At 73.0% G+C, this 23,157-nt stretch carries 21 protein-coding genes; 14 read left to right on the top strand and 7 right to left on the bottom strand.

Features of this window, described 5'->3' with window-relative positions; genetic code table 11:
* Window positions 1-278 precede the first annotated feature (278 nt).
* Entirely contained in the window at window positions 279-689 is a 411-nt protein-coding gene (locus D7318_RS02400; RefSeq protein WP_120695110.1) for a four-helix bundle copper-binding protein, read from the top strand.
* Window positions 690-1,250: 561 nt separating this feature from the next.
* Here the strand turns inward: D7318_RS02400 and D7318_RS02395 are convergent.
* A complete protein-coding gene (locus D7318_RS02395; protein WP_120695109.1) occupies window positions 1,251-1,610 on the bottom strand; it encodes a winged helix-turn-helix transcriptional regulator in 360 nt (119 codons plus the stop codon).
* Between the two features lie 95 nt (window positions 1,611-1,705).
* Here D7318_RS02395 and D7318_RS02390 point away from each other — a divergent pair, with 95 nt between their 5' ends.
* Window positions 1,706-2,545 (top strand): enoyl-CoA hydratase/isomerase family protein, encoded by an 840-nt coding sequence (locus D7318_RS02390; RefSeq protein WP_183091223.1) that lies wholly within the window; start codon window positions 1,706-1,708, stop codon window positions 2,543-2,545.
* Between the two features lie 6 nt (window positions 2,546-2,551).
* Here D7318_RS02390 and D7318_RS02385 read toward each other — a convergent pair whose 3' ends face one another.
* The 4 genes from D7318_RS02385 to D7318_RS02370 form a co-directional block, all read right to left on the bottom strand.
* Window positions 2,552-3,385, bottom strand: coding sequence for an IS5 family transposase (locus D7318_RS02385; protein ID WP_120695108.1), 834 nt, complete (start codon window positions 3,383-3,385; stop codon window positions 2,552-2,554).
* A gap of 493 nt (window positions 3,386-3,878) precedes the next feature.
* Complete coding sequence (locus tag D7318_RS02380; RefSeq protein ID WP_120695107.1) at window positions 3,879-4,919, bottom strand: LLM class flavin-dependent oxidoreductase; 1,041 nt, start codon at window positions 4,917-4,919, stop codon at window positions 3,879-3,881.
* A complete protein-coding gene (locus D7318_RS02375; protein WP_120695106.1) occupies window positions 4,916-6,133 on the bottom strand; it encodes an amidohydrolase family protein in 1,218 nt (405 codons plus the stop codon). The genes D7318_RS02380 and D7318_RS02375 overlap by 4 nt, the downstream gene beginning before the upstream one ends.
* A gap of 3 nt (window positions 6,134-6,136) precedes the next feature.
* Window positions 6,137-7,015, bottom strand: coding sequence for a transporter substrate-binding domain-containing protein (locus D7318_RS02370; RefSeq protein WP_120695105.1), 879 nt, complete (start codon window positions 7,013-7,015; stop codon window positions 6,137-6,139).
* 235 nt (window positions 7,016-7,250) lie between these two features.
* On the opposite strand from D7318_RS02370, the gene D7318_RS02365 reads away from it, so the two are divergent.
* From D7318_RS02365 to argH, 5 genes are all read left to right on the top strand, one after another.
* Window positions 7,251-8,819 carry a PucR family transcriptional regulator gene (locus D7318_RS02365; protein ID WP_120695104.1) on the top strand — a complete coding sequence of 523 codons (1,569 nt, stop codon included), beginning with the start codon at window positions 7,251-7,253 and terminating at the stop codon, window positions 8,817-8,819.
* A 176-nt stretch (window positions 8,820-8,995) separates the two neighbouring features.
* Window positions 8,996-9,910 (top strand): amino acid ABC transporter permease, encoded by a 915-nt coding sequence (locus tag D7318_RS02360; RefSeq protein WP_120695103.1) that lies wholly within the window; start codon window positions 8,996-8,998, stop codon window positions 9,908-9,910.
* On the top strand, window positions 9,907-10,776 hold the full coding sequence (locus D7318_RS02355; protein ID WP_120695102.1) for an amino acid ABC transporter ATP-binding protein: 870 nt from the start codon (window positions 9,907-9,909) through the stop codon (window positions 10,774-10,776). Before D7318_RS02360 ends, D7318_RS02355 begins: the two co-directional genes overlap by 4 nt.
* A complete protein-coding gene (locus D7318_RS02350) occupies window positions 10,773-11,684 on the top strand; it encodes an arginase family protein (RefSeq protein WP_120695101.1) in 912 nt (303 codons plus the stop codon). Before D7318_RS02355 ends, D7318_RS02350 begins: the two co-directional genes overlap by 4 nt.
* Complete coding sequence (argH, locus tag D7318_RS02345) at window positions 11,684-13,204, top strand: argininosuccinate lyase (protein WP_120695100.1); 1,521 nt, start codon at window positions 11,684-11,686, stop codon at window positions 13,202-13,204. Before D7318_RS02350 ends, argH begins: the two co-directional genes overlap by 1 nt.
* A gap of 4 nt (window positions 13,205-13,208) precedes the next feature.
* Here argH and D7318_RS02340 read toward each other — a convergent pair whose 3' ends face one another.
* Window positions 13,209-13,655 (bottom strand): MarR family winged helix-turn-helix transcriptional regulator, encoded by a 447-nt coding sequence (locus D7318_RS02340; RefSeq protein WP_120695099.1) that lies wholly within the window; start codon window positions 13,653-13,655, stop codon window positions 13,209-13,211.
* 109 nt (window positions 13,656-13,764) lie between these two features.
* Between D7318_RS02340 and D7318_RS02335 the strand changes: the two genes are divergently transcribed.
* Window positions 13,765-14,115 carry a DoxX family protein gene (locus D7318_RS02335; RefSeq protein WP_120695098.1) on the top strand — a complete coding sequence of 117 codons (351 nt, stop codon included), beginning with the start codon at window positions 13,765-13,767 and terminating at the stop codon, window positions 14,113-14,115.
* 598 nt (window positions 14,116-14,713) lie between these two features.
* Here the strand turns inward: D7318_RS02335 and D7318_RS02330 are convergent.
* Window positions 14,714-15,784 carry a LacI family DNA-binding transcriptional regulator gene (locus tag D7318_RS02330; RefSeq protein WP_120695097.1) on the bottom strand — a complete coding sequence of 357 codons (1,071 nt, stop codon included), beginning with the start codon at window positions 15,782-15,784 and terminating at the stop codon, window positions 14,714-14,716.
* A 286-nt stretch (window positions 15,785-16,070) separates the two neighbouring features.
* Here D7318_RS02330 and D7318_RS02325 point away from each other — a divergent pair, with 286 nt between their 5' ends.
* The 6 genes from D7318_RS02325 (at window position 16,071) to D7318_RS02305 (ending at window position 23,125) form a co-directional block, all read left to right on the top strand.
* The gene (locus tag D7318_RS02325) at window positions 16,071-17,960 is read left to right on the top strand and encodes a rhamnogalacturonan lyase family protein (RefSeq protein ID WP_147437593.1); all 1,890 of its coding nucleotides are present in this window, start codon (window positions 16,071-16,073) and stop codon (window positions 17,958-17,960) included.
* Between the two features lie 93 nt (window positions 17,961-18,053).
* Window positions 18,054-19,178: a substrate-binding domain-containing protein gene (locus D7318_RS02320; protein ID WP_230423259.1), complete on the top strand. Its 1,125-nt coding sequence runs from the start codon at window positions 18,054-18,056 to the stop codon at window positions 19,176-19,178.
* Between the two features lie 152 nt (window positions 19,179-19,330).
* Window positions 19,331-20,338, top strand: coding sequence for a hydroxyacid dehydrogenase (locus tag D7318_RS02315; protein ID WP_120695095.1), 1,008 nt, complete (start codon window positions 19,331-19,333; stop codon window positions 20,336-20,338).
* A 57-nt stretch (window positions 20,339-20,395) separates the two neighbouring features.
* Window positions 20,396-22,360, top strand: coding sequence for a DUF2264 domain-containing protein (locus D7318_RS02310; protein WP_120695094.1), 1,965 nt, complete (start codon window positions 20,396-20,398; stop codon window positions 22,358-22,360).
* 67 nt (window positions 22,361-22,427) lie between these two features.
* Entirely contained in the window at window positions 22,428-22,577 is a 150-nt protein-coding gene (locus D7318_RS32600; RefSeq protein ID WP_183091262.1) for a hypothetical protein, read from the top strand.
* The gene (locus D7318_RS02305) at window positions 22,574-23,125 is read left to right on the top strand and encodes a kinase (RefSeq protein ID WP_120695093.1); all 552 of its coding nucleotides are present in this window, start codon (window positions 22,574-22,576) and stop codon (window positions 23,123-23,125) included. The genes D7318_RS32600 and D7318_RS02305 overlap by 4 nt, the downstream gene beginning before the upstream one ends.
* Window positions 23,126-23,157: the final 32 nt, after the last annotated feature.

Here is a 23,157-nt window from a genome sequence, read left to right as displayed (position 1 = left end):
ACGGATTGCCCGGCTTTCCGCCCTGCCGCTTTCCCACCCGGGGCCCGGCGGACCGATGCGCTCCATTTCCGCAGCTCATGACCGTCGAAGGAAATTCGACAACGGATCGTCGAATGCGTTTCGCGGCGGCTACGCGAAACCGGGGATCGGGGCCTGGCGCGTGGGTGTCGCGGGGTTCGAACGGCGGTCGAGGTGTTACCCATGGCGGTGTCCGAGGAGCGGACCGGTGCGCCGTCAGGGCGTCGGCCCTCCCCGCGCACGACGGAAGGACGACACCGATGACCGCTCCTGTGAAGGAGATGCTGGACACCTACCCGGCCGATCTGGGCCGGATCGACCGCCAGGCCCTGGCCCGCTGCATCGAGGAGTGCTTCGCCTGCGCGCAGACGTGTACGGCGTGCGCGGACGCGTGCCTCTCCGAGGAACGCGTGGCCGAGCTGCGCACCTGCATCCGCACGGACCTCGACTGCGCGGACATCTGCGAGACGACGGGGCGCCTGCTCTCGCGCCACACCGGCTACGACGCCAATCTCACGCGGGCGCAGTTGGAGGCGTGCGCGATGGCGTGCAGGGCGTGCGGCGACGAGTGCGCGCGGCACGCGGACGCGCATGAGCACTGCCGGGTGTGCGCGGAGGCGTGTCGGCGGTGCGAGCAGGCCTGCAACGATCTTCTGCGGGCGATGGGCTGAGCGGGTGCGCGGGGGCGCGTCGGCCGGGAGGACGGCGTGCCCCCTCGCGGGTCGGGGGCTTGGCGACGGCGGCTCATGGCTGGACGTCCTCCCGTTCGCCGTCCGCCGGTTGGTCGGTTTCGTGGTGGGTTCGGGTCAGGGCTGGCACCTACGGGGGAGGGGGCCTCGGGTGAGCGGCCGCCCCGGTAACCGGTCCGTCTCGTCGCTGGCCGGGACCGTTCGCCAGCCGGGCGCAGCGGATGCCGCTTTGCTGGTGGCCGGTCTCTGTGTGGTGGGCTGGGGTGGCGCGCACCCTTCGGGCCTGCCCTGGCCGCCGCTCTCGTCGTTCACCGCGCGCACGTTGAGCTCAGGTAGCGGGCCGGTCCTTATCTGACACTTGGAACTCCTATCGAAATACCTTCAGGCGATAGCGGCTGTCGAGCAGCAGTTCACCGAGAGTGTCGCGACGGTGCGGCGAGGGCCGGGCGAGCAGGTTCGTGGATGAGCCCTGGGCGCTGGCCCGGATCGGCTGGGTGACCGTTGAGGTGAACGGCGTCGTCCTGTGCGAGACATGCCGTGATGTCACTTGTCCACACGTCGCTCGTCGTAGTGACAGCGGGCGGCTTCGACCGCGTCGAGGTGATCGACGGCCCATTCCAGCACGGCGTGCACAGGGGGCCGAAGGGTCCGGCCCAGGGGGGTGATGCGGTATTCGATCGCCACCGGTTCCGTGGACACGACCGTTCGCTCGACCATGCCGTTGCGCTCCAGTCGCCGCAGGCATGTGGTCAGTGACTTCGGGGTGACAGCGGGCATGTGTTGCCGGAGTTCGTTGAAGCGTCGGGGGCGGTCGCACAGTGCGGCCAGTACCAGCAAGGACCACTTGTCGAAGAGTTGGTCCAGCAACTGCCGGCCGTTGCCGTTGAGCTCCACTTCGGGCACGTCGGTCTCCCTCGCGATACCTGATTTCGTTGAAGTGTATCCGTACTACTAGATATACATCGGATACCTGCTGCCCAGGCGTGAAGACGGGAATCATGACTGACGCGTACTCGACCCTCAAGATCTCTCTCACCAGCGGCGTGGCGCACGTCGTGATCGACAACCCTCCCATCAATCTGCTCGATGCCGCCCTGATGACGGACCTGGACCGGTTCGCGGACGCCATGTCCGGCGACCACGACATCCGGGTGATCGTTTTTGACAGCGCGGACCCGGACTTCTTCGTCGCGCACGGCGACATGACGACCGCCGACGACCCCGCGACATTCGTCGCCCTCCCCATTGCGCCCGAACAAGACCAGTCCCTCAACCCGATGATGCGGCTCCATGAACGCATCCGGTCGCTGCCGCAGATCACCATCGCCAAGCTCCGCGGACTGGCACGCGGCGGCGGTGCGGAACTGCTGTCCGCGATGGACATGCGGTTCGCATCGCTCGAGCGCGCCGGAATGGCCCAGATGGAGTGCCAGCTGGGAATCATCCCGGGCGCGGGAGGCACTGCATACCTGCCCGGTCTCGTGGGTCGCGCACGCACCCTGGAGATCATCCTTGGCGGGCAGCTGATCGATGCCGCGACCGCGGAACGGATCGGATGGGTGAACCGGGCCGTGCCGGACACCGAGCTCGACCACGTCGTCGACACCCTCGCCGCCCGCATCGCCGCTCTGCCGCCCGGTGTCGCCCGCGCCGCGACCGAAGCGGTCGACACCGCGGTCGAGTCGACCACTCACGGCCTGCGGAAGGCCAACGAGCTCCTCAGCGGACTCTTCAGTGAGCCCGCTGCGGCCCGTCTTGCCAAGGCTGCACTGGCCGCCGGCGCACACACCCGCGACGGAGAGCGCCACCTTGAGGCTCTTGTCGACGACATCACCTGAGAACTCCTACCGGGACACCTTCAGGCGTCGCCAGCAGATGAGTGCGCATCCCAGGGTGAGCAAGGCTTCGTGGATGTCGTCACGTATCTCCCAACGGATCCGCAGGCGACGGAACCAGTGCAGGTGGGCGAACGCGCGCTCCACGACCCGGCGCTGGGCACCGAGCCCTGAGCCATGCTCGGTGCGGCGGCGGGCGATCAGCGGTCTCACGCCGAGGTCTCGGACCAGGCGGCGGTACTTGTCGTGGTCGTAGCTGCGGTCTCCCAGCACGACGTCCGGTCGGCGCCGGGGCCGGCCGCGCTTGCCGCGCACGGGCGGCACGGCCCGGAGGAGCGGGATGACTTCGGTGACGTCGTTGCGGTTGCCGCCGGTCAGGGTGGCGGCGAGCGGGATGCCGGTGGCGCCGGTGATCAGATGGTGTTTGCTGCCCGTCCTGCCCCGGTCGACAGGACTTCGTCCGGTCTTGGCTCCCCCCTTTAACGCCCGGATGTGGGAGCCGTCGACCGCAGCACGGGAGAAGTCCAGGGCGTTCGCGCCGCGGAGCTCGGCGAGAAGGACCTCGTGGAGCCGGGGCCATACCCCGGCCTCGGTCCACTCGGCCAGGCGGCGCCAGCAGGTCATGCCCGACCCGAAGCCGAGCTCCTGCGGCAGGTGTTCCCAGGCGACACCGGTGTGCGGGACGAACAGGATGCCCTGGAACACCAGCCGGTCCGGACGCCGCTTGCGCCCGGGATGTCGGGTCCGACGCTCCACCTTCGGCAGCAGCGGCTCAATCACAGCCCACAGCTCGTCATCGACTTCCCACGGCTTCGGCCGAGCCACCCCACACCCCCGGATCATCAGTCCCGGAGTGATCCAACCACCTCGAAGATCATTTCGTCAGGAGTTCTTATAGGAGGCCGGGGTCTCTTCTGAAACGCGGCACGTTCTGTTCAACACAAAGTGTGCGCCGTTTCAAAAGAGCACCCGCCCCGGCATAAAGCCCAGGTAAGCGCCGCACCGCCGAGACGGCCCGCTCCATAAGCTCGTCGGACATCAGGAATGAAAACGCTTCGGGCGGCCAGGGCAGGCCCGAAGGGTGCGCGCCACCGCAACCGACCACCGGGAGAACGGCCGCCCGCAGACCCTTCGCGGCCGCGCCCGTTCGGCGAACGGCCCCAGACACCCACAAGCCGACCGGTGACCGGGACGACCGCCACCCACCACCCTCCCTCCCGTAGGTGCCTCTTACGTGCATTCGTACGAGACGGTGAACCCGGGATGCGGCGGGCCACGTAGGCCAGGCGTCGTAGCCGCCCCACCCCCTGGAATCCACCCCCTGAGGGGCCCGTGACTACGCCGCCGGGACGCCGAACGTGTCGAGGAGTGACGGGAGTTGGTGGGCGGCGGCCGGGCGGACCAGGGGGAGGGTGACGCCCGCGGCCCGGTAGGCGGCGACGCGAGCCGTGACGTCGGCGGCCGTGCCGGTGGCCGTCAGCCCTGTCACATAGCGCTCAGGGATGGCGCGGGCCAGCTCACCCTTGCCGCCGCGTTCGAACGCCGCGCGGAAGCCCGGCAGGTCGTCGGGGTCGATCACCGGCTCGCCGACCGACATCTTGGCGCGTGGGGTGGAGGCGTAGGTGAACTTGGACGCCACCTCCCAGCGCATGTGCGCCACGGCCGCGGCCGGGTCGTCCTCGATCGAGGTGTTGATCAGCTGGGCCACCGAGAGCTCCGCCGGGTCCCGCGCGGCGCGCTCGCAGCCCGCGTGGACGAGGGCGACCGCGTTGGCCGCGTACTCGGGCGAGGCTCCGGCGTCGAGCAGCACGCCGTCGCCGATGGCCCCCACGTTGAGGAGCCCCTTGCGGCTCGCCGCGGCGATCCAGATGGGGATGTCGGGGCGGAGGGGCGTGAAGTTGAGCGAGGCGTTCTCCATGCGCACCACCTCGCCCGCGTAGGTGACGCTCTCTCCGCGCAGGAGCGCCCTGATGGTCTCCACGTACTCGCGCAGCGTCGTCACCGGGTCGGTGAGCGGAACGCCGTTGCGGGCGGCGTGCTTGGCGGTGAACGCGCCGACGACCAGGACGAGGCGCCCGCCGCTGAGCTCGTCGAGGGTGGCCGCGGTCTGGGCCATCACCAGCGGGCTGCGGAGCTTGACCACCTGGGTGGTGCCGAGCTCGACCCGCTCGGTGGCGGTCGAGAAGGCGCTCAGGGCGGTGACCGAGTCGCGGTTGGTGAACAGCGTCTCGGAGAAGAACGCCATGGAGAAGCCGCGCTCCTCGGCCGTCCTGGCCTGCTCGGCCATCGCGCGGACGTCCGTGCCGGGGTCGTAGCCCATGGCGAGGCCGACGGGCGCGGCCGTGGCGGGGGCGGGTGCGGTCGAGGGACGGGTCATCGGGGGGAGTCCTCGCAATCGGTGCGGTGGGTCGGCCAGCGCGGGTCACGGAACGGCGAGGGCGCGACGGCGCGCCCTTCCACGACGCGTGGCTCGCCGCCGCTGAACACGTGGAGCACGGCGGGCTCATGCGTGGTCACCACCACGTCGGCGGCCGCGCCAGGCGCGATCCGGCCGACGTCGGGCAGCCGCAGCGCGTCGGCCGGGTGCGCGGTCACCAGGGCCAGGGCGTCGTCGAGGCCGAGCACCCCGCCGTCCACGAGGTCGCGGACGCAGGTCAGCAGGCCGAGCTGGTGGGAGAACGCCTCGCGCCCGCCGTCGGGGCGCACCCGGGGAACGGAGGCGTTGCCGTCGCTCGACAGGGTGAGCAGCTCGGCCTTGACGCCCGCGGCGAGCAGGTGCCGCACGGCCGCGACGGGGCCGACCGCCCCGGCCACGCGCCCGGGGTGCAGCAGGGGGTTGACGTCGACGCGGCAGCCGCGCAGCCCCAACGCGGTGGCGGCGGCGAGGGTGTCGCGGCTGTGGTTGGCGTGGGTGAGCTGCACGCGGGCCGGGTCGGCGCCCGACTCCGCGAGCGCCCACTCGAGCGGCTCGGTGCCACCCGGGCGGGTGCCCAGGTGGACATGGAGCAGCGCCGCCCGGCCCGTGGTGGCGGCGACCCAGGTCAACTCGCCCAGCAGCCGGGCGAGTTCGACCCGGTCGGGCGCGGTGGCCAGGCGTTCGCCCAGCGCGATCTTGACGCCGACGAGCTGGGGCAGCGCGTGCAGGTCGCGGCGCGGCTCGCCGGTGAGGACCGGTGGCGGCCAGGCGAAGCCGCCCAGCATGGCGTGGGTCCGCACCCCGGCCGACGACAGGGCGGCGGCCTTGGCGAGCAGCGACTCGACGTTCCTGGTCAGGGTGTCCACGCCCGGCATGGCCACGCACGTGGTGATGCCCGCCTCCAGGACGGCGTCGGCCGGGAGCTCGGGGATGCGGGAGCCGTACCCTGACGCTCCCCCGCCGCCCAGGACGTGCAGGTGGCCGTCGACGAGCCCTGGCACGACCAGCAGCCCGCGGCAGTCCCACTCCGCCGCGTCGCCCGCCCACGCCCTGACGGCGTCCGCCCCGCCGAGCGGCGTGACCGCGAGCACGCGGCCCGCGGCCATCAGCACGTCGCCGTCCGCCCAGCCGACGGGGGTGAGCACCGAGCCGCCGCGCAGGATGGTCGTGCGCACGGGTCAGCCGACCGGCTCGCCGTTGACCGTCACGGCGTCGAGCAGCAGGTCGGAGAGGTTCCACCGCTCGCCGATCTCGGCGTAGGTGCCGTTCTCGACGAGGGTGGCCAGCGCGTCGGCCACCGCGTCGCGCAGCTCGGGGTTGTCCTTGGCGACGGCGATGCCGACCGGGATCTGGCTCAGCGGCTCGTCCACGGTCGCGTAACGGCCCGGCTCCTGCTCGTTCATGAGGTAGGCCACCGACTCGGCGCCGCGGATGGTGGCGTCGGCGCGGCCCTGGTCGAGCTGGATCAGGGCGTCGGCGGTGCCTGAGGCGGCGACGACCTCGATGGGGTCGGCGCCCTGGCACGCCTCGTCCGCCGCGGCGGTCAGCGCGTCGCGGTAGCCGACGTCGCCCGTGTCGAGGACGACGCTGCCGCCGCACAGGTCGGCCAGGGTGCCCAGGTCGGTGCGGTCGGACGTCGTGAACAGCTGCGGGCCGGTGAGGTAGTAGTCGACGAAGTCGACCGTCTCGCGCCGGTCGGGCAGGTCCTGCATGGCCGAGTGCACCAGGTCGAGGCGCCCGGTGGACAGGGACGGCAGGTACTGCTCGTACGCCTGCTGCTCGAACGTGATCCCCACGCCCAGCTCGTCGGCGATGGCGGTGGCCAGGTCCACGTCGAAGCCCTGGCGGTTGGCGGGGTCCTCGTCGCCCTCGGGCAGGAAGGACATCGGCGGGTAGACCGGGCTGTTGCCGACCCGGAGCGTGTCCAGGTCGAGCCCTTCGGACGCGTCGGGGGCGGCTGAGGCGTCGGAGTCGTCGGCGGACGAGCCGTCGCCGCCGCAGCCGGCGAGCACGGCACAGACCGCGCCGACCGCGGCCATCGCGCGCAGGTGCTTCATGAGCGGAATCCTTCCGGATAGCGGAAACGGTGCGGAAATGAGACCGAAACCACAACGATGCGAAGTAACGGGTGGGATAGGGGTGATCGCGGTGGTTGGAGTGGTCCGGGGCGGGTGTCCAACACATTGCTCTGGCGCTCCGCCGGTGTCACCCGACAAAATGTCGAGGGTTCTGGCCAGGGCTGGACCGCTGGTACACCCCTCCGCTCCCGCCTGAGAACGGAAGGTGTCCCCCATGCCCGTCACCATCGAACGCATCGTGGCACTGCCCGATCTCCGCCTCGACCTCGTCGCGGGGCGCGAGGGCCGCGACCGGCAGGTCCGCTGGGTCCATGTCTCCGAGGTCGTCGACCCCACGCCCTGGCTGCGCGGCGGCGAGCTGCTGCTCACCACGGGGATGCGCCTCACCGCCCCCGAGGACTTCCGCCCCTATGTGGACCGGCTGGCCGACGCGGGCCTCGCCGGTATCGGCTTCGGCATCGGCATGGGCCACGCCACCGTGCCCGAGCCGTTGATCGAGCAGGCCGACCGGCGCGGCATCGCCGTGCTCCGCGTCCCGGTCGACGCCCCCTACATCTCCATCTCGGAGGCGGTCTCCGACATGCTGTCCGAGGAGCGTTACCACGCCATCTCCCGCGCCTTCGAGGCCCAGCAGGCCCTCACCAGGGCCGCGCTCTCCGGGTCGACCGAGACGCTGGTGCGGGAGGTCGGCAAGCAGCTCGGCGGCTGGGCGATCCAGGCCGACAGCACCGGGGCCGCCCGCGCCGCGTGGCCCGCGGCCGCGGCCTCGCGGCTGCCCGCGCTGCTGCCCGACCTGATACGGGTCAGGGAGAGCGGCGGGCGCAGCTCCTCCACGATCCTCGGCCCCGGCGAGTCGACCGTGATCCACCCGCTGAGCGTGGACGGCCTGCCCCGCGGCTTTCTGCTCGCGGGCGCCGACCGCCCGCTCGGCACCTACGAACGCCACGTGCTGTCGGGCGCGGTGGCCCTGATGACGCTCGAGATCGAACGCGCCCAGGCCGTCACCTCCCGGCTGCGGCGGCTCCAGTCCGACGAGCTGGCCCAGGTGCTGCGCGGCGGGCGGCTGCCGCTGCACTGGGCGCGGCAGATCAGGGGCTGGGGCCTCGACCCGATGGACCTGCGGGCGTTCGTGATCCTGCCCGCGCCCGCGGGTCGGGGCGCGGGGCCACAGGGCGCCACGGCCAGGACGGCGGCCGACCGGCTGCACGCGCTGCTCGACGGGCGGCGGGCGCCCGGGGTCACCACCGTCCTGCGGCACACGGGCGAGACCCAGCTCGTGCTGGTCAGCGGCGGCGGGCCCGCACCGGCCGAGGCCGTCGACGCGCTGATGGCGGAGCTGCCCGGGGCCCACCTGGGCGTCGGCGAGGCGGGCGCCGTCGAGGACGTGTGCCGCTCCTACGAGGCCGCCGCCAGGGCCGCCGCGATCGGGCGCATCGAACGGCGCCGCGTGACCCGTTTCGAGGACCTGGCCGCGATGCAGCTGCTGCTGCGGTCCGAACAGCCGCAGACCGTGGCGACGTTCGTGCGGCGCGTGCTCGGCCCGCTCGCGGCCGAAGGGGCCGACGAGCGGCACCGCACCCTGCGCGCGACGCTCCAGACGTTCCTCGCGCACAACGGGCAGTGGAACGTCTCGGCCGCCGCGCTCGGCGTGCACCGGCACACGTTGCGCATGCGGATCGACAAGATCGCCGAGCTCACCGGGCGCGACCCGAACTCCTCCTACGCGCGCATGGAGCTGTGGCTGGCCCTGCTGGCCGAGGGCGCGGCCCCCGAGCCGGGCTGAGCCCGTGGTCCCCGGGCCCGGCTGAGCCCCGCGGTGGCCGACCGGATGTCCACCCCGCGGCCCCGGGACAGGACATAAAGGCGGGTGCCGCCGCGCCCGTGGCCGTGAGGAGACTGGGCCCCGACCAGCCATCAGGCCCGTCATGGCCTGTGGCCCCGCCCTCGCGGAAGGACGACATGTACGGGAACGACGCCGCCGCCGCGCTCGGCCTGCGCCCGGTCAGGCGACGGCACTGGGGCCGTTGGGCCTCGGCCGTGATCATCGTGCTGCTGCTCGCCGCCGTGGTGCGGGCGTTCGCCACCGGCGCCATCGAGTGGGACGTGGTCGGCGAGTACCTCACCGCCGACATGATCCTCGAGGGCCTGGCCAACACCGCCGTGATCACCGCGGCGGCCATGCTGCTCGGCGTCCTCGTCGGCATCCTGATCGCCGTGCTGCGCCTGTCGGCCAACCCCGTGGCCAACGCGGTCGCCGCGGGCTATGTGTGGTTCTTCCGGGGCGTGCCCGTCCTGCTGCAACTGCTCATCTGGTACAACCTCGCCCTCGTCTTCCCCAGCATCGGCGTGCCAGGGCTCTGGGAGGGGTCGACGGTCGAGGTGATGACGCCGTTCATGGCCACCCTGCTGGGCCTCGGCCTCCACCAGAGCGCGTACACCGCCGAGATCGTGCGCGGCGGCATCCTGGCCGTGGACCGGGGCCAGACCGAGGCGGCGCTCTCCCTGGCCCTGCCGTCGGGCGCCGTCTTCGGCCGCATCGTGCTGCCGCAGGCGATGCGCGTCATCATCCCGCCGCTGGGCAACGAGTTCATCTCCACCCTCAAGACCTCGTCGCTCGCCGCCGTCGTCACCTATGGCGAGCTGCTCCAGAGCGCCCAGCTGGTCTACTACCGCAACAACCGGGTGATCGAGCTGCTGATCGTGGTGGCCGTGTGGTACCTGGCCGTCGTGTCGGTGCTCGCCATCGGCCAGTACGCCGTCGAGCGCCGCTACGGCCGCGGCTTCACGCCCACGCGCGACGCGAGCGGCCCCGGCGTGCGCGGGCGCGCCCGCGGCGGGGTGCGCGCCCGGAAGACGATGGGGAGCGAAGCATGACCACCGAGACCGTGCTGCGCGCCGTGGGCGTGACCAAGCGATTCGGCGACCTGCCGGTGCTGCGCGGCATCGACCTGACCGTCACGGCGGGCGAGGTGGTCTGCCTGATGGGCCCTTCGGGCTCGGGCAAGAGCACCTTCCTGCGCTGCGTCAACCAGCTCGAACGGCCCGACGGCGGCTATCTGGAGGTGCGCTCCGAGCTGCTGGGCTGGAAGCGCCGCGGCGACACCCTGCGCGAGCTGAGCCACAGGGAGATCGCCCGCCAGCGGCGTGGCATCGGGATGGTGTTCCAGCGCTTCAACCTCTTCCCGCACCTGACCGTGCTCCAGAACGTCACGGAGGCCCCGGTCCGCACCCGCGCCCTGCCCCGCGCCGAGGCCGAGCGGACCGCGCGCGAGCTGCTGGAACGGGTCGGGCTCGCGGAGAAGGGGAACGCCTACCCCGGCCAGCTCTCCGGCGGCCAGCAGCAACGGGTCGCCATCGCGCGCTCCCTGGCCACCCGCCCGTTCCTCATGCTCTTCGACGAGCCGACCTCCGCCCTCGACCCCGAGCTCGTCGGCGAGGTCCTGGCCGTGATGCGCACGCTGGCCGAGCAGGGCATGACCATGATCGTGGTCACCCACGAGGCGGGCTTCGCCCGCGATGTCGCCGACCGGATCGTCTTCATGGACGGTGGCGTCATCGTCGAGGAGGGCCCGCCCGCGCGCCTCCTCAGCGCCCCCTCCCACCCGCGGACCAAGGACTTCCTGGCCCGGGTCACCGCCGCGCACGGCGGTCCCCCCGTCCCGTCCACCGAGACCGCCCGGACGCCCGACACCGTCGACACAGCCGATACCGCCGATACCGCCGAGAAGGGACAGAGATGATCAACCGGCAGGGGCCGCGCTCCTACGACCTGTGGGGTGTCCCCTTCGACGGCGGGTCCACGCTGGGCCGACCCGGCTCGCGCTACGCCCCTGACCGGATCCGTCAGGCGCTCGGCTGGATCACCCAGCGCGTCCAGGACGGGCGCATCTACTCGTTGGAGAGCGACACCGTCTTCGACATCGGCGACGACCTCCTGCGCGACCGCGGCGACGCCCCCGTCACGGGCCACGACCTGGCCGCGACGACGGACGCGTGCAGCGCCGTGGTGACCGAGTCGCTGCGCGCGGGCCGGGTGCCGATCGTGCTCGGGGGCGACGACGCGCTGCTGTTCCCCGTGGCCCGCGGGGTGCACGACGCGTTGGAGGGGCGGGTGGGCATCATCCACTTCGACGCGCACCTCGACCTGCTCGACCACAACCCCCACCAGGGGAAGTTCAGCCAGTCGAGCGGCATGCGGCGCAGCCTGGAGCTGGCCAGGATCTCCGCGGCGGACTGCGTGCAGGTGGGCTCGCGGCACTTCAACTTCCCGACGTCGGGCGACTTCAAGCACACGCACGGGCTCTCGCACATCACCGCGGGGGAGTTCCAGGCGCTCGGCCCCGCGCAGGCCGCCCGGCAGATCCTCGACCATGTCTCGGGCGCCGACCACCTCTTCCTCTCCTTCGACATCGACGCCATCGACCCGGCCTACGCCCCGGGCTCGGGCGCCCACGAGCCTGGCGGCCTCACCTCGGGCGAGGCGCTCGAGGTGGTCAGGCTGCTCGCGCCGCACTGCACGGCCATGGCCCTGACCGAGGTGAACCCCATGGTCGACCTGCACGACGCGACCACCACCCTCGCCGCGTATCTCCTCTTCCACTTCGCCGTCTTCGGCTGCCGCCCCGCCCCCCGTCTCGAGCGCCACTGATGACCGGCGACTCCCCCACCCCGTACGAGGGATTCCGCGGCGCGGGCGTGCGGCTGAACGAGGAGCAGCTGCCGCACCTGAGCACCCACCGCACCGACCTGCTGGGCGACTCGCTGCCCTGGATCCACGCGTTCGACAAGGCCCACCTGGTGATGCTCGCCGAGTGCGGCCTGCTCACGGGCCCCGACGCCGCGGCGCTGCTCGGCGCGCTGCGCGCCATGGAGGCCGAGGGCATCGCCGCGGCGCGCGACCGCGCGGGCGGCGGGATGCACTCGGCCGAGCACCACCTCATCGCCACGCTCGGCATCGAGCTCGGCGGGCGCATCAACATGGGCCGCAGCTCGGGGGATCTGATCGAGGTCGCCCGGCGGCTGACGATCCGCGAGCACCTGACGGCCCTCACCGGCGCCGCGCTCCGGCTGCGCGGCACGCTGCTCGACCTGGCCGCCGAGCACGCGGAGACCGTGCTGCCCGGCTACACGCACGGCCAGCACGCCCAGCCGACGACGTTCGGCCACTGGGCCCTGATGTTCGAACGGGCGCTGGCCCGCGACACCCAGCGCTGCGCGAGCCTCCACGGGCGCCTCAACCGCTCCCCCGCGGGCGCCGCCATCATGACCGGCACCGACTTCCCGATCAGCCGCGAACGCGTCGCCGAACTCCTGGGCTTCGACGCCCCGTTGGCCAACACCATGGACGCGATCCTCAGCCATGACCTGGAGATGGAGGTCGCCGCGGTGTACGCCACGGCCGCCGCCACCCTGTCCCGGCTCGCCGACGACCTGTTCCTGTGGTCGACCGCGGAGTTCGCGTTCGTCGAGCTGCCCGACCGCTACTGCGGCACCAGCTCGATCATGCCGCAGAAGAAGAACCCCGACGCGCTGGAGATCGTCAAGTCCGTGGCCGGGCAGGCGCTCTCGGGGCTGGTCGCGGTCGTCACGGCGGAACGCGGCCCGACCGGCTTCCCCATCCTGGAACGCCGCCGCTCGCAGGACCTGCTGTGGGCCACGGGGCGCGAGCTCGCCGCGCGGCTCGGCGACCTCGACGGCATCATGCGGGACCTGCGGGTGCGCACGGAGGCCATGGCCGAGGCGGCGGGCGCGCACTGGGCCCAGGTCACCGACGTGGCCTCCGCGCTGGTCACCGCGACCGGCGTCGACTGGCGCAGGTCGCACCAGGTGGTCGGGCTGTTCGTGCGGCGCAGCATCGAGCGCGGCCTCACCCCGGCCACCACCACGCTCGCGGTGCTCGACGAGGCGGCCTTCGAGGTCCAGGGCCGTCCGAGCGGCCTGGACGAGGCGGCGTTCCGCGACGTGATGGACGCCCGCGCCTTCGTCGCACGCCGCACCCTCTACGGCGGCCCGGCCCCCGCCGCCGTCCTCCGCGAACGGGCGGCGGCACAGGACGAGTTGGCCGCCGACCTGGCCACCGCCGCGAACCGCACGGCGGCCCACCGCGCGGCGGCGGAGTCCCTGGAACGCGCGGTGGACGCGGTGATCGCGGCCCAGGCGAACGCCTGACCGCTCAGGGCGCCTCGTCGCCGTCCGCGCAGGACGGGGCGCCCGCGGTCGCCTCGATCCGCAGGAGCAGCCGGTGCAACGCGTCGACCTCGCACGCGTCGAGCCCCGCGAACAGGTCGGCCTCGACGGCCGCGATCCCGGCGTAGAGGTCGGCGACCAGGCGCGTTCCCGTGGATGAGATCTCCACGATGTGCCGACGGCGGTCGGCGGGGTCGCGGCGCCGCTCCGCCAGCCCGGCGCCCTCCAGGTCGTTGAGCATCGCGACCAGCACGCTCGGGTCCACGCCGAGGGACTGGAGCAGCGCCTGCTGGCCGGTCGGGCCCCGGTCGTCGAGGACCATCAGCACATGCGCGTGGCCGCGCTTGAGGCCGTGCGCGCGCAGCGCCTCCTCGATGCGCGCGCCCGCGAGCCGCCCCACCAGGGCGAGCGCGAGTCCCGGCCGCTTCTCCATCACGGAACGGATGCTAGCAAAGCCGGAATAATCGAGGATCCACGATCGTTGAGGGCGTTCAATGATCTGCTAGCCTCCTCACCGCCTCTCTTCGTCCCCAGGAGTTGCCATGTTCATCGCCTATGTCATCGTCGGGATCGCCCTCGCCCTGATGCTCACGGTCTCGGGCCGGACCAAGCTCGCGCGCGACGAGCGGATCGTCGAAGGGATCACCGGCCTCGGCGTGCCGCTCGGCTGGTTCCCGTTCCTCGCGGCCTCCGAGATCGCGGGCGCGATCGGCCTGGTGGTCGGCATCTGGTGGGCACCGATCGGCATCGCGGCCGCCATCGGCGTGACGCTCTACTTCGTCGGCGCGGTGGGGGCGCACCTGCGCAAGGGCGACATCAAGGGCCTGCCCCCGGCCGCCGTGCTGCTGCTTGCCGCGGTCGCCACCCTCGCCCTGCGCGCGGCCTCGGCGTAAGCGGGCCGCTGACGCGGTGTCCGTGCCGCCGGGCCACGGAGGGGGCGCCGGGTGACCGGCCGCCTCGGTCAACGGTAGCTCTCGTCGCTGGCCGGGACCGTTCGCCGAACGGGCGCGGTCGCGACCGCACTTGGCGGCCGTTGTCCCGGTAGCGGGCCGGTCCTCATCCGCCGCTTACCTCAGGGCGGGTGCTCGTTGAGCACTCCGTGCACCCCCGCGCATGCGGGTGAACGCCCGACGCCCCGGAGCGGGACCGGTGTTCGCCGACGGCGGCCCGGAGCGGCCGGTCGCGGCATGGCCCTGCCGCGACCGGCGTCCGGGGTCGCCGCCCCGCTGACCCCACCCACACGGCACACGGCCGCGGCCCCTCACCCAGCCGGGCAGGCCTGCCGCACCCCAACCACGCCGCACACAGCCACGACCACTCACCCGGCCGGGCAGACCACCGCCCCGCTGACCCCAACCACACCGGCTGGGACCGCGACCACTCACTCGGCCGAGCAGGCCACCGCACCCGGACCCGCCGCACACAGCCGCGGCCCCTCACCCAGCCGGGCATGCCACCACACCCGGACCCGCCGCGCACGGCCGCGGCTCCTCACGCGGCCGGGCAGGCCTGCCGTACCGAGTCGCGGATGACCAGGCGGGTGCCGAGCAGGACGTGCTCTGGCGTGCCGGGGACCTCGCTCTCCATGGCCAGCCGCACGGCGGTGCGGCCCAGCTCCTTGTGCTGCACATGGACCGTGGTGAGGTCGATGTCGGGCGCCGGGGGCAGGTCGTCGAACCCCGCGAGCGAGACGTCGTCGGGAACGCGCAGCCCCTCCTCGCGCAGCGCCTGGCGCGCGCCCGCGGCGATCTGGTCGTTGCAGGCGAAGACGGCCGTGAAGTCGCGCGGGCCGCCATCGAGGCGGTCGCGCATCATGCGGTACCCCTCGTGCCGCTCCATCGTGCCGTCCACCTCGAGCCCCGGATCGTGGGGAACGCCGTGCGCCGCGAGGGCCGCGCGGTACCCGGCGATCCGGCTCTCCGGCGTGGTGTACCCGGCGCGCCGCCCCAGGAACAGGACGCGCCGGTGCCCGGCCGCGATCAGGTGGCTCGTCATGGCGTGGGCGCCGCCGGTGTTGTCGTACTCGACGACGATGGCCGGGACCTCGGGCCCGAGCGAGGGCCTGCCGCACAGCACCAGGTGGCACCCGGCCAGCGTCAGCGCGCGGGCGTAGCCCGCCATGCGCTCGCGGTAGGCGTCGTCCGCGCTGATGTTCCCGACCAGGACGACGGCCTCGGCGTGCTGCTCGCGCATCAGCTGGACGATCGCCAGCTCCCGCTCCGGGTCCCCGCCGCTCGTGCCCACGACGCACAGCCTGCCCTCGCGCGCGGCCTGCTCCTGCACGCCCTGCGCGACATGGGCGTAGTGCGGCGACGTCACGGAGTTGACGACGATGGCGACGCTCTTGGGCTGCACCCCGGCGAGGCCGCGGGCGTGGGCGTTCGCCACATAGTCGAGCTCCCGCACCGCGCGCATGACCTTGGTGCGCGTGACGGGCGCGCTGGGATACGTGCCGGAGAGGATCCGGGAGACGGTGGCGACCGAGACCCCCGCGTGCCGGGCGACGTCCCGGATCGTCGTGGGACGGGCGCGCCCGTCATCCGGCGTGGGCCGACGAGCCATCCGACCTCCCTGCGTCGCACACCCTTGTGAAACCGCTTCAACAGATCATCGCGGAGGAGCCCCACCCCGTCAATTCCCCGACGCAGCCGGATAATTCAGGGTCGAAGGGGCATCCGAACGAGCCGTGCGCGGAGTATTGACGCCCTATGGAGCTCATGCTTCGCTCCCCTTGTGTAAACGGTTTAACTCTCCCGCCCGGGCCGCTTCACCGAGCCGCGCCCACGGAGCCGGGAGAGCCAGGAGCCGTTCACACACACCCCCACACCACGAAGACGAGGAGGTCTTCATGCAACGCACCCATCGGTGGCGCCCCGGACGACGGATGGCCACCCTGTGGACGGCGCTGGCCGCGGGCACGGCGCTGGTCGTCGTGTTCGGCACCCTGGGCAACGCCTCGCCCGACCCCGCGGACCCCGCACCGGCCGACGCCGCGGCCGCGCAGGCCGCGCGCCCCATGGAGAACCTGGGCCGCGGCGTCGTGGCCGTGCGCTCGAGCGACACCGAAGTGCTGGTCTCCTGGCGGCTGTTGGGCCTTGATCCCGAGGGCATCGGGTTCCATGTGTACCGGTCGACCGGCGGCGGTGACTGGACCCGGATCAACGACGAGGTGCTGACGGGCGGCACCAACATCGTCGACTCCACCGCCGACCTGGGCCAGGACAACGCCTACCGGGTGGCCCCCGTGGTCGAAGGGGACGAGCAGGAGCCGAGCGAGGCGTTCACGCTGACCGCCGACCACGCCGAGGAGCCGGTGGTCCGCGTGCCGCTGCGCCCGGGCGGCGAGGTGAAGTTCACCTGGGTCGGCGACCTCGACGGCGATGGCGAGTACGACTATGTGATCGACCGGCAGGGAACCCCGCAGGCGCTCGAGGCGTACACCGGCGACGGAGAGTTCCTCTGGGAGGTCGACATGGGGCCGAACAGCGAGGACCAGAACAACATCGAGGGCGGCTCGGCCACGATCAACGTCGGCCACAACGACGGCGTCACCGTTCAGGACCTCGACAGCGACGGCAGGGCGGAGGTCGCCGTGCGCGTCGCCGACGGCGTGACGTTCGGCGACGGCAGCGTGCACGAGGAGGTCGACGACGTCCACCAGTCCATCGCCATCCTGGACGGCGAGACCGGCGCGCCCCGCGCCACGGCCCCGGTGCCGGACGACTACATCGACGACGGGCCGCTCTACGCGCGGTTCGGCGTGGGCCACCTCGACGGCAGCACGCCAAGCCTGGTGTCCTACCTCAAGAACCGGATCGGCGACGGCGCCTTCAACCTGGTGATCGCCGCCTGGCGGTTCGACGGCGAGGAGCTGACCCAGCAGTGGAAGTGGCTGCGCGAGGACCAGGACGCGCCCGACGGGCACAACACCCGCGTCATCGACGTGGACGGCGACGGGCGTGACGAGGTCGCCGAGATCGGCTTCGTGCTCAACGGCGACGGCACCCTGCGCTACTCGCTCGCGGAGCACGGCGTGGTCCACGGCGACCGCTTCCACATCACCGACATCGACCCCGACCGGCCTGGCCTCGAGGGCTATGGCGTGCAGCAGGACAACCCCAGTGGCCTGCGCGAGTACTACTACGACGCCGCGACGGGCGAGATGATCTGGCAGCACGTCCAGGACGGCGTCAGCGACGTGGGCCGTGGCCTGGCGGGCGACGTCGACCCGCGCTTCCCCGGCATGGAGGTCTGGTCGTTCTCCGGCCTCCACAACGCGGCCACCGACGAGCTGACCGAGCCCGACACGGAGCTCGCGCCCTGGCCGCAGTCCACGATCCAGTGGGACGGCGACCTCACCACCGAGCTGCTCAACGACGGCAAGATCGAGCAGTGGGACCCGGAGAACCCCACGCCGAGCGGCAGCCTGCCGCGGCTGCTGAGCACGTGGAGCCATGGCGCGGTCAACGCCAGCCAGGACATCAACCCCACGTTCTACGGCGACATCCTGGGCGACTGGCGCGAGGAGGCCGTGTACACCAACGCGGACCACGACGAGCTGATCATCTTCACCACCGACCACCCCACCGACACCCGCCTGTACACGCCGGCCCACAACCCGGCCTACCGCAACGCCATGACGTTCAAGGGGTACATGCAGCCCCACTACCTCGACTACTTCATCGGGGACGGCATGGCCGAGCCCGCGCGCCCTGACATCACCTACGCGGGCACCTGAACGCCCCGCCGCGCGTGGGCCCTCTCCTCCATGGTGAGCACGGTGGGTGTGACGCTGCTCTAGGATGCTCCATATTTGTTCACTGGAGGAACCATGGCCGACATGCTCGTCACGCAGCGACATGAGCTGTTGGTGAGGGAGTTGGAGTCCTCCGGCATCCTGAGGGTCACCGAGCTCGCCGAGCGGCTCGGCGTCTCGCGCGCCACGATCCGCCGGGACCTGATGGACCTGGAGACCGGCGGCCGGGTGACCAGGGTCCGCGGGGGCGCCGTGCTGGCCGCGCAGGGCGCGGGCGCGGCGCCCGCCGGGGCGCCCGAGCGGGCGCCCGGGGCCGTGGCGCGCGCCGCGGGGGCCGCGTCGGCGCAGGTGCTCGGGCTGGTCGTCCCCTCGGCCACGTACTACTACCCCCGTGTGGTGGCGGGCGTTCAGGCGGTGGCGGCAGAGCGCGGCGCGCGCGTCGTCATCGGGCTGACCGACTACGCGCCGCGGCGTGACCTGGAGCAGCTGGACGAGCTCGGCGCGTCCGGGGTCACGGGCCTGCTGATCGCCTCGGCCGGGGGCCACCATCCGCCGTCGGCCCTGCTGGAGCGGCTGCGGGGGCGCGGGCTGCCGTTCGTGCTGCTCGAACGGCAGCCCGAGAGCCCGTTCGAGCCGTGCGAGTTCGTGGTCTCCGACCACCGGCAGGGCGCGTTCGCGGCGGTGAGCCACCTCGTGGGCCTCGGGCACGACCGGGTGGGCCTGTTCACCAACGGCAGCCCCACCGCGCCGCTCGTGGCCGAGGGGCACGCGGCGGCCGTGGCCCGGCTGCCGCTCGACCCCTCGGGTCCGGTGATCGACAGCGGCCGTCCCACGCTCGGCAGCGTGGCGGCGGCGGACTTCTACGACCGTTTCCTCGCCGAGTGCCGGGCCAGTGGGACGCGCGCGGCGCTCGTGCACTCCGACCACGACGCCATCGAGCTGATGCGGCGCATGCGCACGCGGGGGCTGCGCACGCCGGACGACCTGGCGCTCGTGGCCTACGACGACGAGATCGCCGCGCTCGGGGACGTGCCGCTGACGGCGGTCGCGCCGCCCAAGCACGAGCTGGGCGAGCAGGCCGCCAGGATGCTGCTCGACCGCCTCGACGCGCCGGTGCCCGACGCCGTGCCCGTGCGCCAACTCGTCCTGCAACCACGGCTGATCGTGCGCGCCTCGTGCGGGGCCCGCGCCCGCGCCTGACCGTTCACCCCTGTGCGTGCTCATGGACGATGAGCATGCGCTCTGGATGGTCATGCTCACCGGTGACTAGAATGAAGCAATCTGCTCATTAGTTGATGCATGTGGCCACGGTTGAACGGCCCATGCCCGCCGATCGAAGGTGTTCCCTCGCGATGCGCCAGCGCCCCACCGCCCTGTTCGCCCTCGACGGCGGGAACCTCCCGCGGCTCTTCCCCGAGGACGTGCTGTCCTCGCTCGTGGGCCTCGTCGACATCGATCCGGCGCTCACCGTCTCGGACTTCGACGACGCCGCCGTCCGCCCCCGGCTGGCCGACACGGAGATCCTCGTCACGGGCTGGGGCTGCCCGCTGATCACCCCGCGCGTCCTCGACGCCCTGCCCCGCCTCCACACGATCCTGCACACCGGCGGCACGGTGAAGAAGCTCCTGGCGACCGAGGTGTGGGACCGCGGCATCGCGGTCTCGTCCGCCGCGGCGGCCAACGCCCTTCCCGTGGCCGAGTACACGCTCGGCATGATCCTGCTGAGCGGCAAGGACGTCTTCACCGCGCGCGAGGAGTACCGGGCCACCGGGTCCCCAACGGGCCACGTCCGCCGCCACGACATCGGGAACGTCGGGCGCCGCGTCGGCATCGTCGGCGCGTCGAGGATCGGCCGCCGGGTGATCGAGCTGCTGCGGCCCTTCGACTTCGACGTGGTGCTCCACGACCCCTATGTGGACGCCGCCGAGGCCGAGGCGCTCGGCGTGCGGGCGGTGGCGCTCGACGAGCTGCTGGCGAGCAGCGCGATCGTGTCGATCCACGCCCCGGCCACCCCCGAGACCCGCCACCTGCTCGACGCCACGCGCCTGGCGCTGCTGCCGGACGGCGCGGTGCTCATCAACACCGCGCGCGGCAGCCTCGTGGACACCGAGGCCCTGGTGAAGGAGCTGGCGACAGGCCGCATCCGCGCGGTCCTCGACGTCACGGAGCCCGAGCCCCTGCCCGCCGACTCGCCCCTCTTCACGATGCCGCACGTCTTCCTGACCCCCCACATCGCGGGCTCGCTCGGCAACGAGCTGCGCCGCCTCGGGCTCACCGCCCTGCGCGAGGTCGAACGGCTGCTCGCCGGGCGCCCGTTGGCCCACCGCCTCGAACGCGCCGAGCTCGACCGCACCGCCTGAGCGGGCGTTGGGCAGCCGACCCGCGCCCGAGCGCCGTCACCCACCGAAGGAGCCGCCGTGTTTCCCCCTTCAAGCAGCCGCGTCGCCCCGGCCGATGGCTCGCCGATCACGGGCCTCACCCGCGGCGACTGGGAGCGGGCCGCCGGGCGGCTGCTCGACGCGGTGCGCCCGCACGCCGTGCCGGGCCACTCCCTCATCCACCTGCCGGGGCCGACGAGCGGCTCGGGCCGCCTGAGCGACGGCCTCGAAGGGTACGCCCGCACCTTCCTGCTCGCGGCCTACCGCTCCGCGCACGCGGGCAGGCACCTCGCCGACCACGTCCTCGCGCCCTACGCCGAGGGCCTCGAGCACGGCACCGACCCCACGGCGCCCGGGCGTTGGCCGCTGCCCGCCGAGCTGCCGCAGGCCAGGGTCGAGGCCGCGGCCGTCGCCATCGGCCTGCACGAGTCACGGCACCGGCTGTGGGACCGGCTGCCCGACCGGGTCAGGCAGCGGACCGTCGACTGGCTCGGCGGCATCTCCGACACCGAGGTGCCGCCCAACAACTGGCTGTGGTTCAAGGCGGTCGTCGCGGCGTTCCTCCGCTCGGTCGGCGCGCCCCACTCGACGGGCGACATCGCGCGCGCCGTGGAGCGCACCGAGGAGTGGTACGCGGGCGGCGGCTGGTACACCGACGGCGCCAGGGGGCCAGGGCAGCGGCGGAACTTCGACCACTACAACGGCTGGGCGATGCACCTCTTCCCGCTCTGGTACTGCCGGATCTCCGGCGGCCTGGCCGAGCCCGAGCTGCTGCCGCGCTACCGCGAGCGGCTGCGCGCGTTCCTCGACGACGCGGCGCACCTGGTCGCGGGCAACGGGGCGCCGCTGTTCCAGGGGCGTTCCCTCATCTACCGGTTCGGCGCGGCCGCGCCCTTCTTCGTCGGCGCCCTGTTCGACGCCACGCCCCTCGCGCCGGGGCTCACGCGCCGCGCGGGCAGCGGCATGCTGCGCTACTTCATCGACCGCGGCGCCGCCGAGGAGAAGGACGTGCTGTCCCTCGGCTGGCACGCGCGCTTCCCGCCGATACGCCAGAACTACTCGGGGCCCGCATCGCCCTACTGGGCCTCCCAGGCGTTCGCCGGGCTGCTGCTCCCGCCCGAACACCCCGTGTGGACCGCGCCCGAGGAGCGACTGCCGGTCGAGCGGGGCGACTTCACCCGCTCGCTCGCCGCCCCCGGGTGGCTGGTCTCCGGCACCGCGTCCGACGGCGTCATCCGGGTCGTCAACCACGGCACCGACCACACGCCCCCGGACCGCCCCGCGCGCGACGACCCGTTCTACGCCCGCCTCGCCTACTCCACCCACACCGCCCCCGACCTCGGCCTGCGGCCCGACCTCTCGGGCGACCCTCAGGCCCACCCCAGGGACGGCGACGCCCGCGCGCCCCAGGGCCCCGACAACCGGGTCTCGCTCGTCGACGGCGACGGCGCGCTGTCCCACCGCAGCCCGCTGCGCCGCGTCCTGCTCGCCGAGGGGGTCGCGGTCTCCGCACACACCGCGCACTGGCCCGTGCTCGGCGAGCCCGATCGCGAACGCTGGCCCGCGGGCCCCGCCGTCCTGACCGCCTCGCTCGTCCACGGGCCCTGGGAGGTGCGCCTCGTCAGGGTGGCCGAGGGGACGGGCCACCCGGTGGTGATCGGCGGCCACGCCCTCGCCGCCGAACGGCCCCCCGAGGTCACGGCCACCGACGACCGCGTCGTCGTCACCCGCCCCGACGGGCTCACCAGCGCGCTCGTCGTCCTTCACCCGCCGTCGGGCGACGCCGCGCTTTCGGTGCGCCGGGCGACGGCGGTCAACGCGTTCGGCACGTTCAGCGCGACGCCCGTGTACGAGGCGGGGGGAACGCTGCACGCCACGGCGGTCTTCCTCGGCACGACGCGCGACGCGGCCCTGCCACCGCCCCCCGAGGTCCGCCTCACGGCGGGGTCGGCCACGGTGTCCTGGCCGGACGGCACCACGGGGGAGGTCGCGCTGGGGAGTTGACTGGGGAGTTGAGCGCGCGGCCGCCCCGGGCGCGCGGTTCGATGCCGCTTTGGCATAATGCCGCCCCGTGGATCTCGTGGGGGCGTGCCGGGCGTTCGTCCATGTCGGCGAGCGCGGCAGTTTCACGGAGGTGGCCGCGGGCAGCCAGCCCGCCGCCGACGCCCTGAGGGGCCGAGTGGCCCGCCATCTCCACGACCACCCGCGGGGGCACCGATGACGCTCGAAGGGCCGCTCTCCCGCGTGGGTTTGGCGACGACGCGGCTGATCACCCTGCGGGGGAACTCGGCGTCGGGCAAGTCCTCCGTGGCCGCCGAGATCAGGGCGCGGTACGGGCGTGGCATCGCGCTGGTGGGGCAGGACCTGCTGCGGCGCGTCGTGCTGCGCGAGCGTGACGTCCCCGGCGGGGCGAACATCGGGCTCATCGACACCGTGGCCCGTTACGCGCTCGACCACGGGTACCACGTCGTGGTCGAGGGGATCCTGTATGTCGAGCACTACGGGCCGATGCTCGAGGCGCTGCGGCGCGACCACCGGGGGCCCACCTGCTCCTACTACCTCGACGTCCCGTTCGCCGAGACCCTGCTGCGGCACGCCACCAAGCCGCAGGCGGGCGAGTTCGGGGAGGCGGAGCTGCGGGCGTGGTACCGGCCGCTCGATCTGCTGCCCGGCGCGGTCGAGACCGTGGTGCCCGCGTCCAGTGGCCTCGACGCGACCGTCGACCTGGTGATGCGGGAGGCCGGGCTCGTCCCCGCGGATCCGGGCTGACGTGCCGGGGCGGGTGCGGGGTGGGCGGGGGT

Source organism: Streptomyces radicis (assembly GCF_003626575.1).
GTDB classification, from domain to species: domain Bacteria; phylum Actinomycetota; class Actinomycetes; order Streptomycetales; family Streptomycetaceae; genus Streptomyces; species Streptomyces radicis.
Note: the sequence above shows the minus strand (reverse complement) of the source record. Positions and strands in the feature narration are given on the sequence as shown.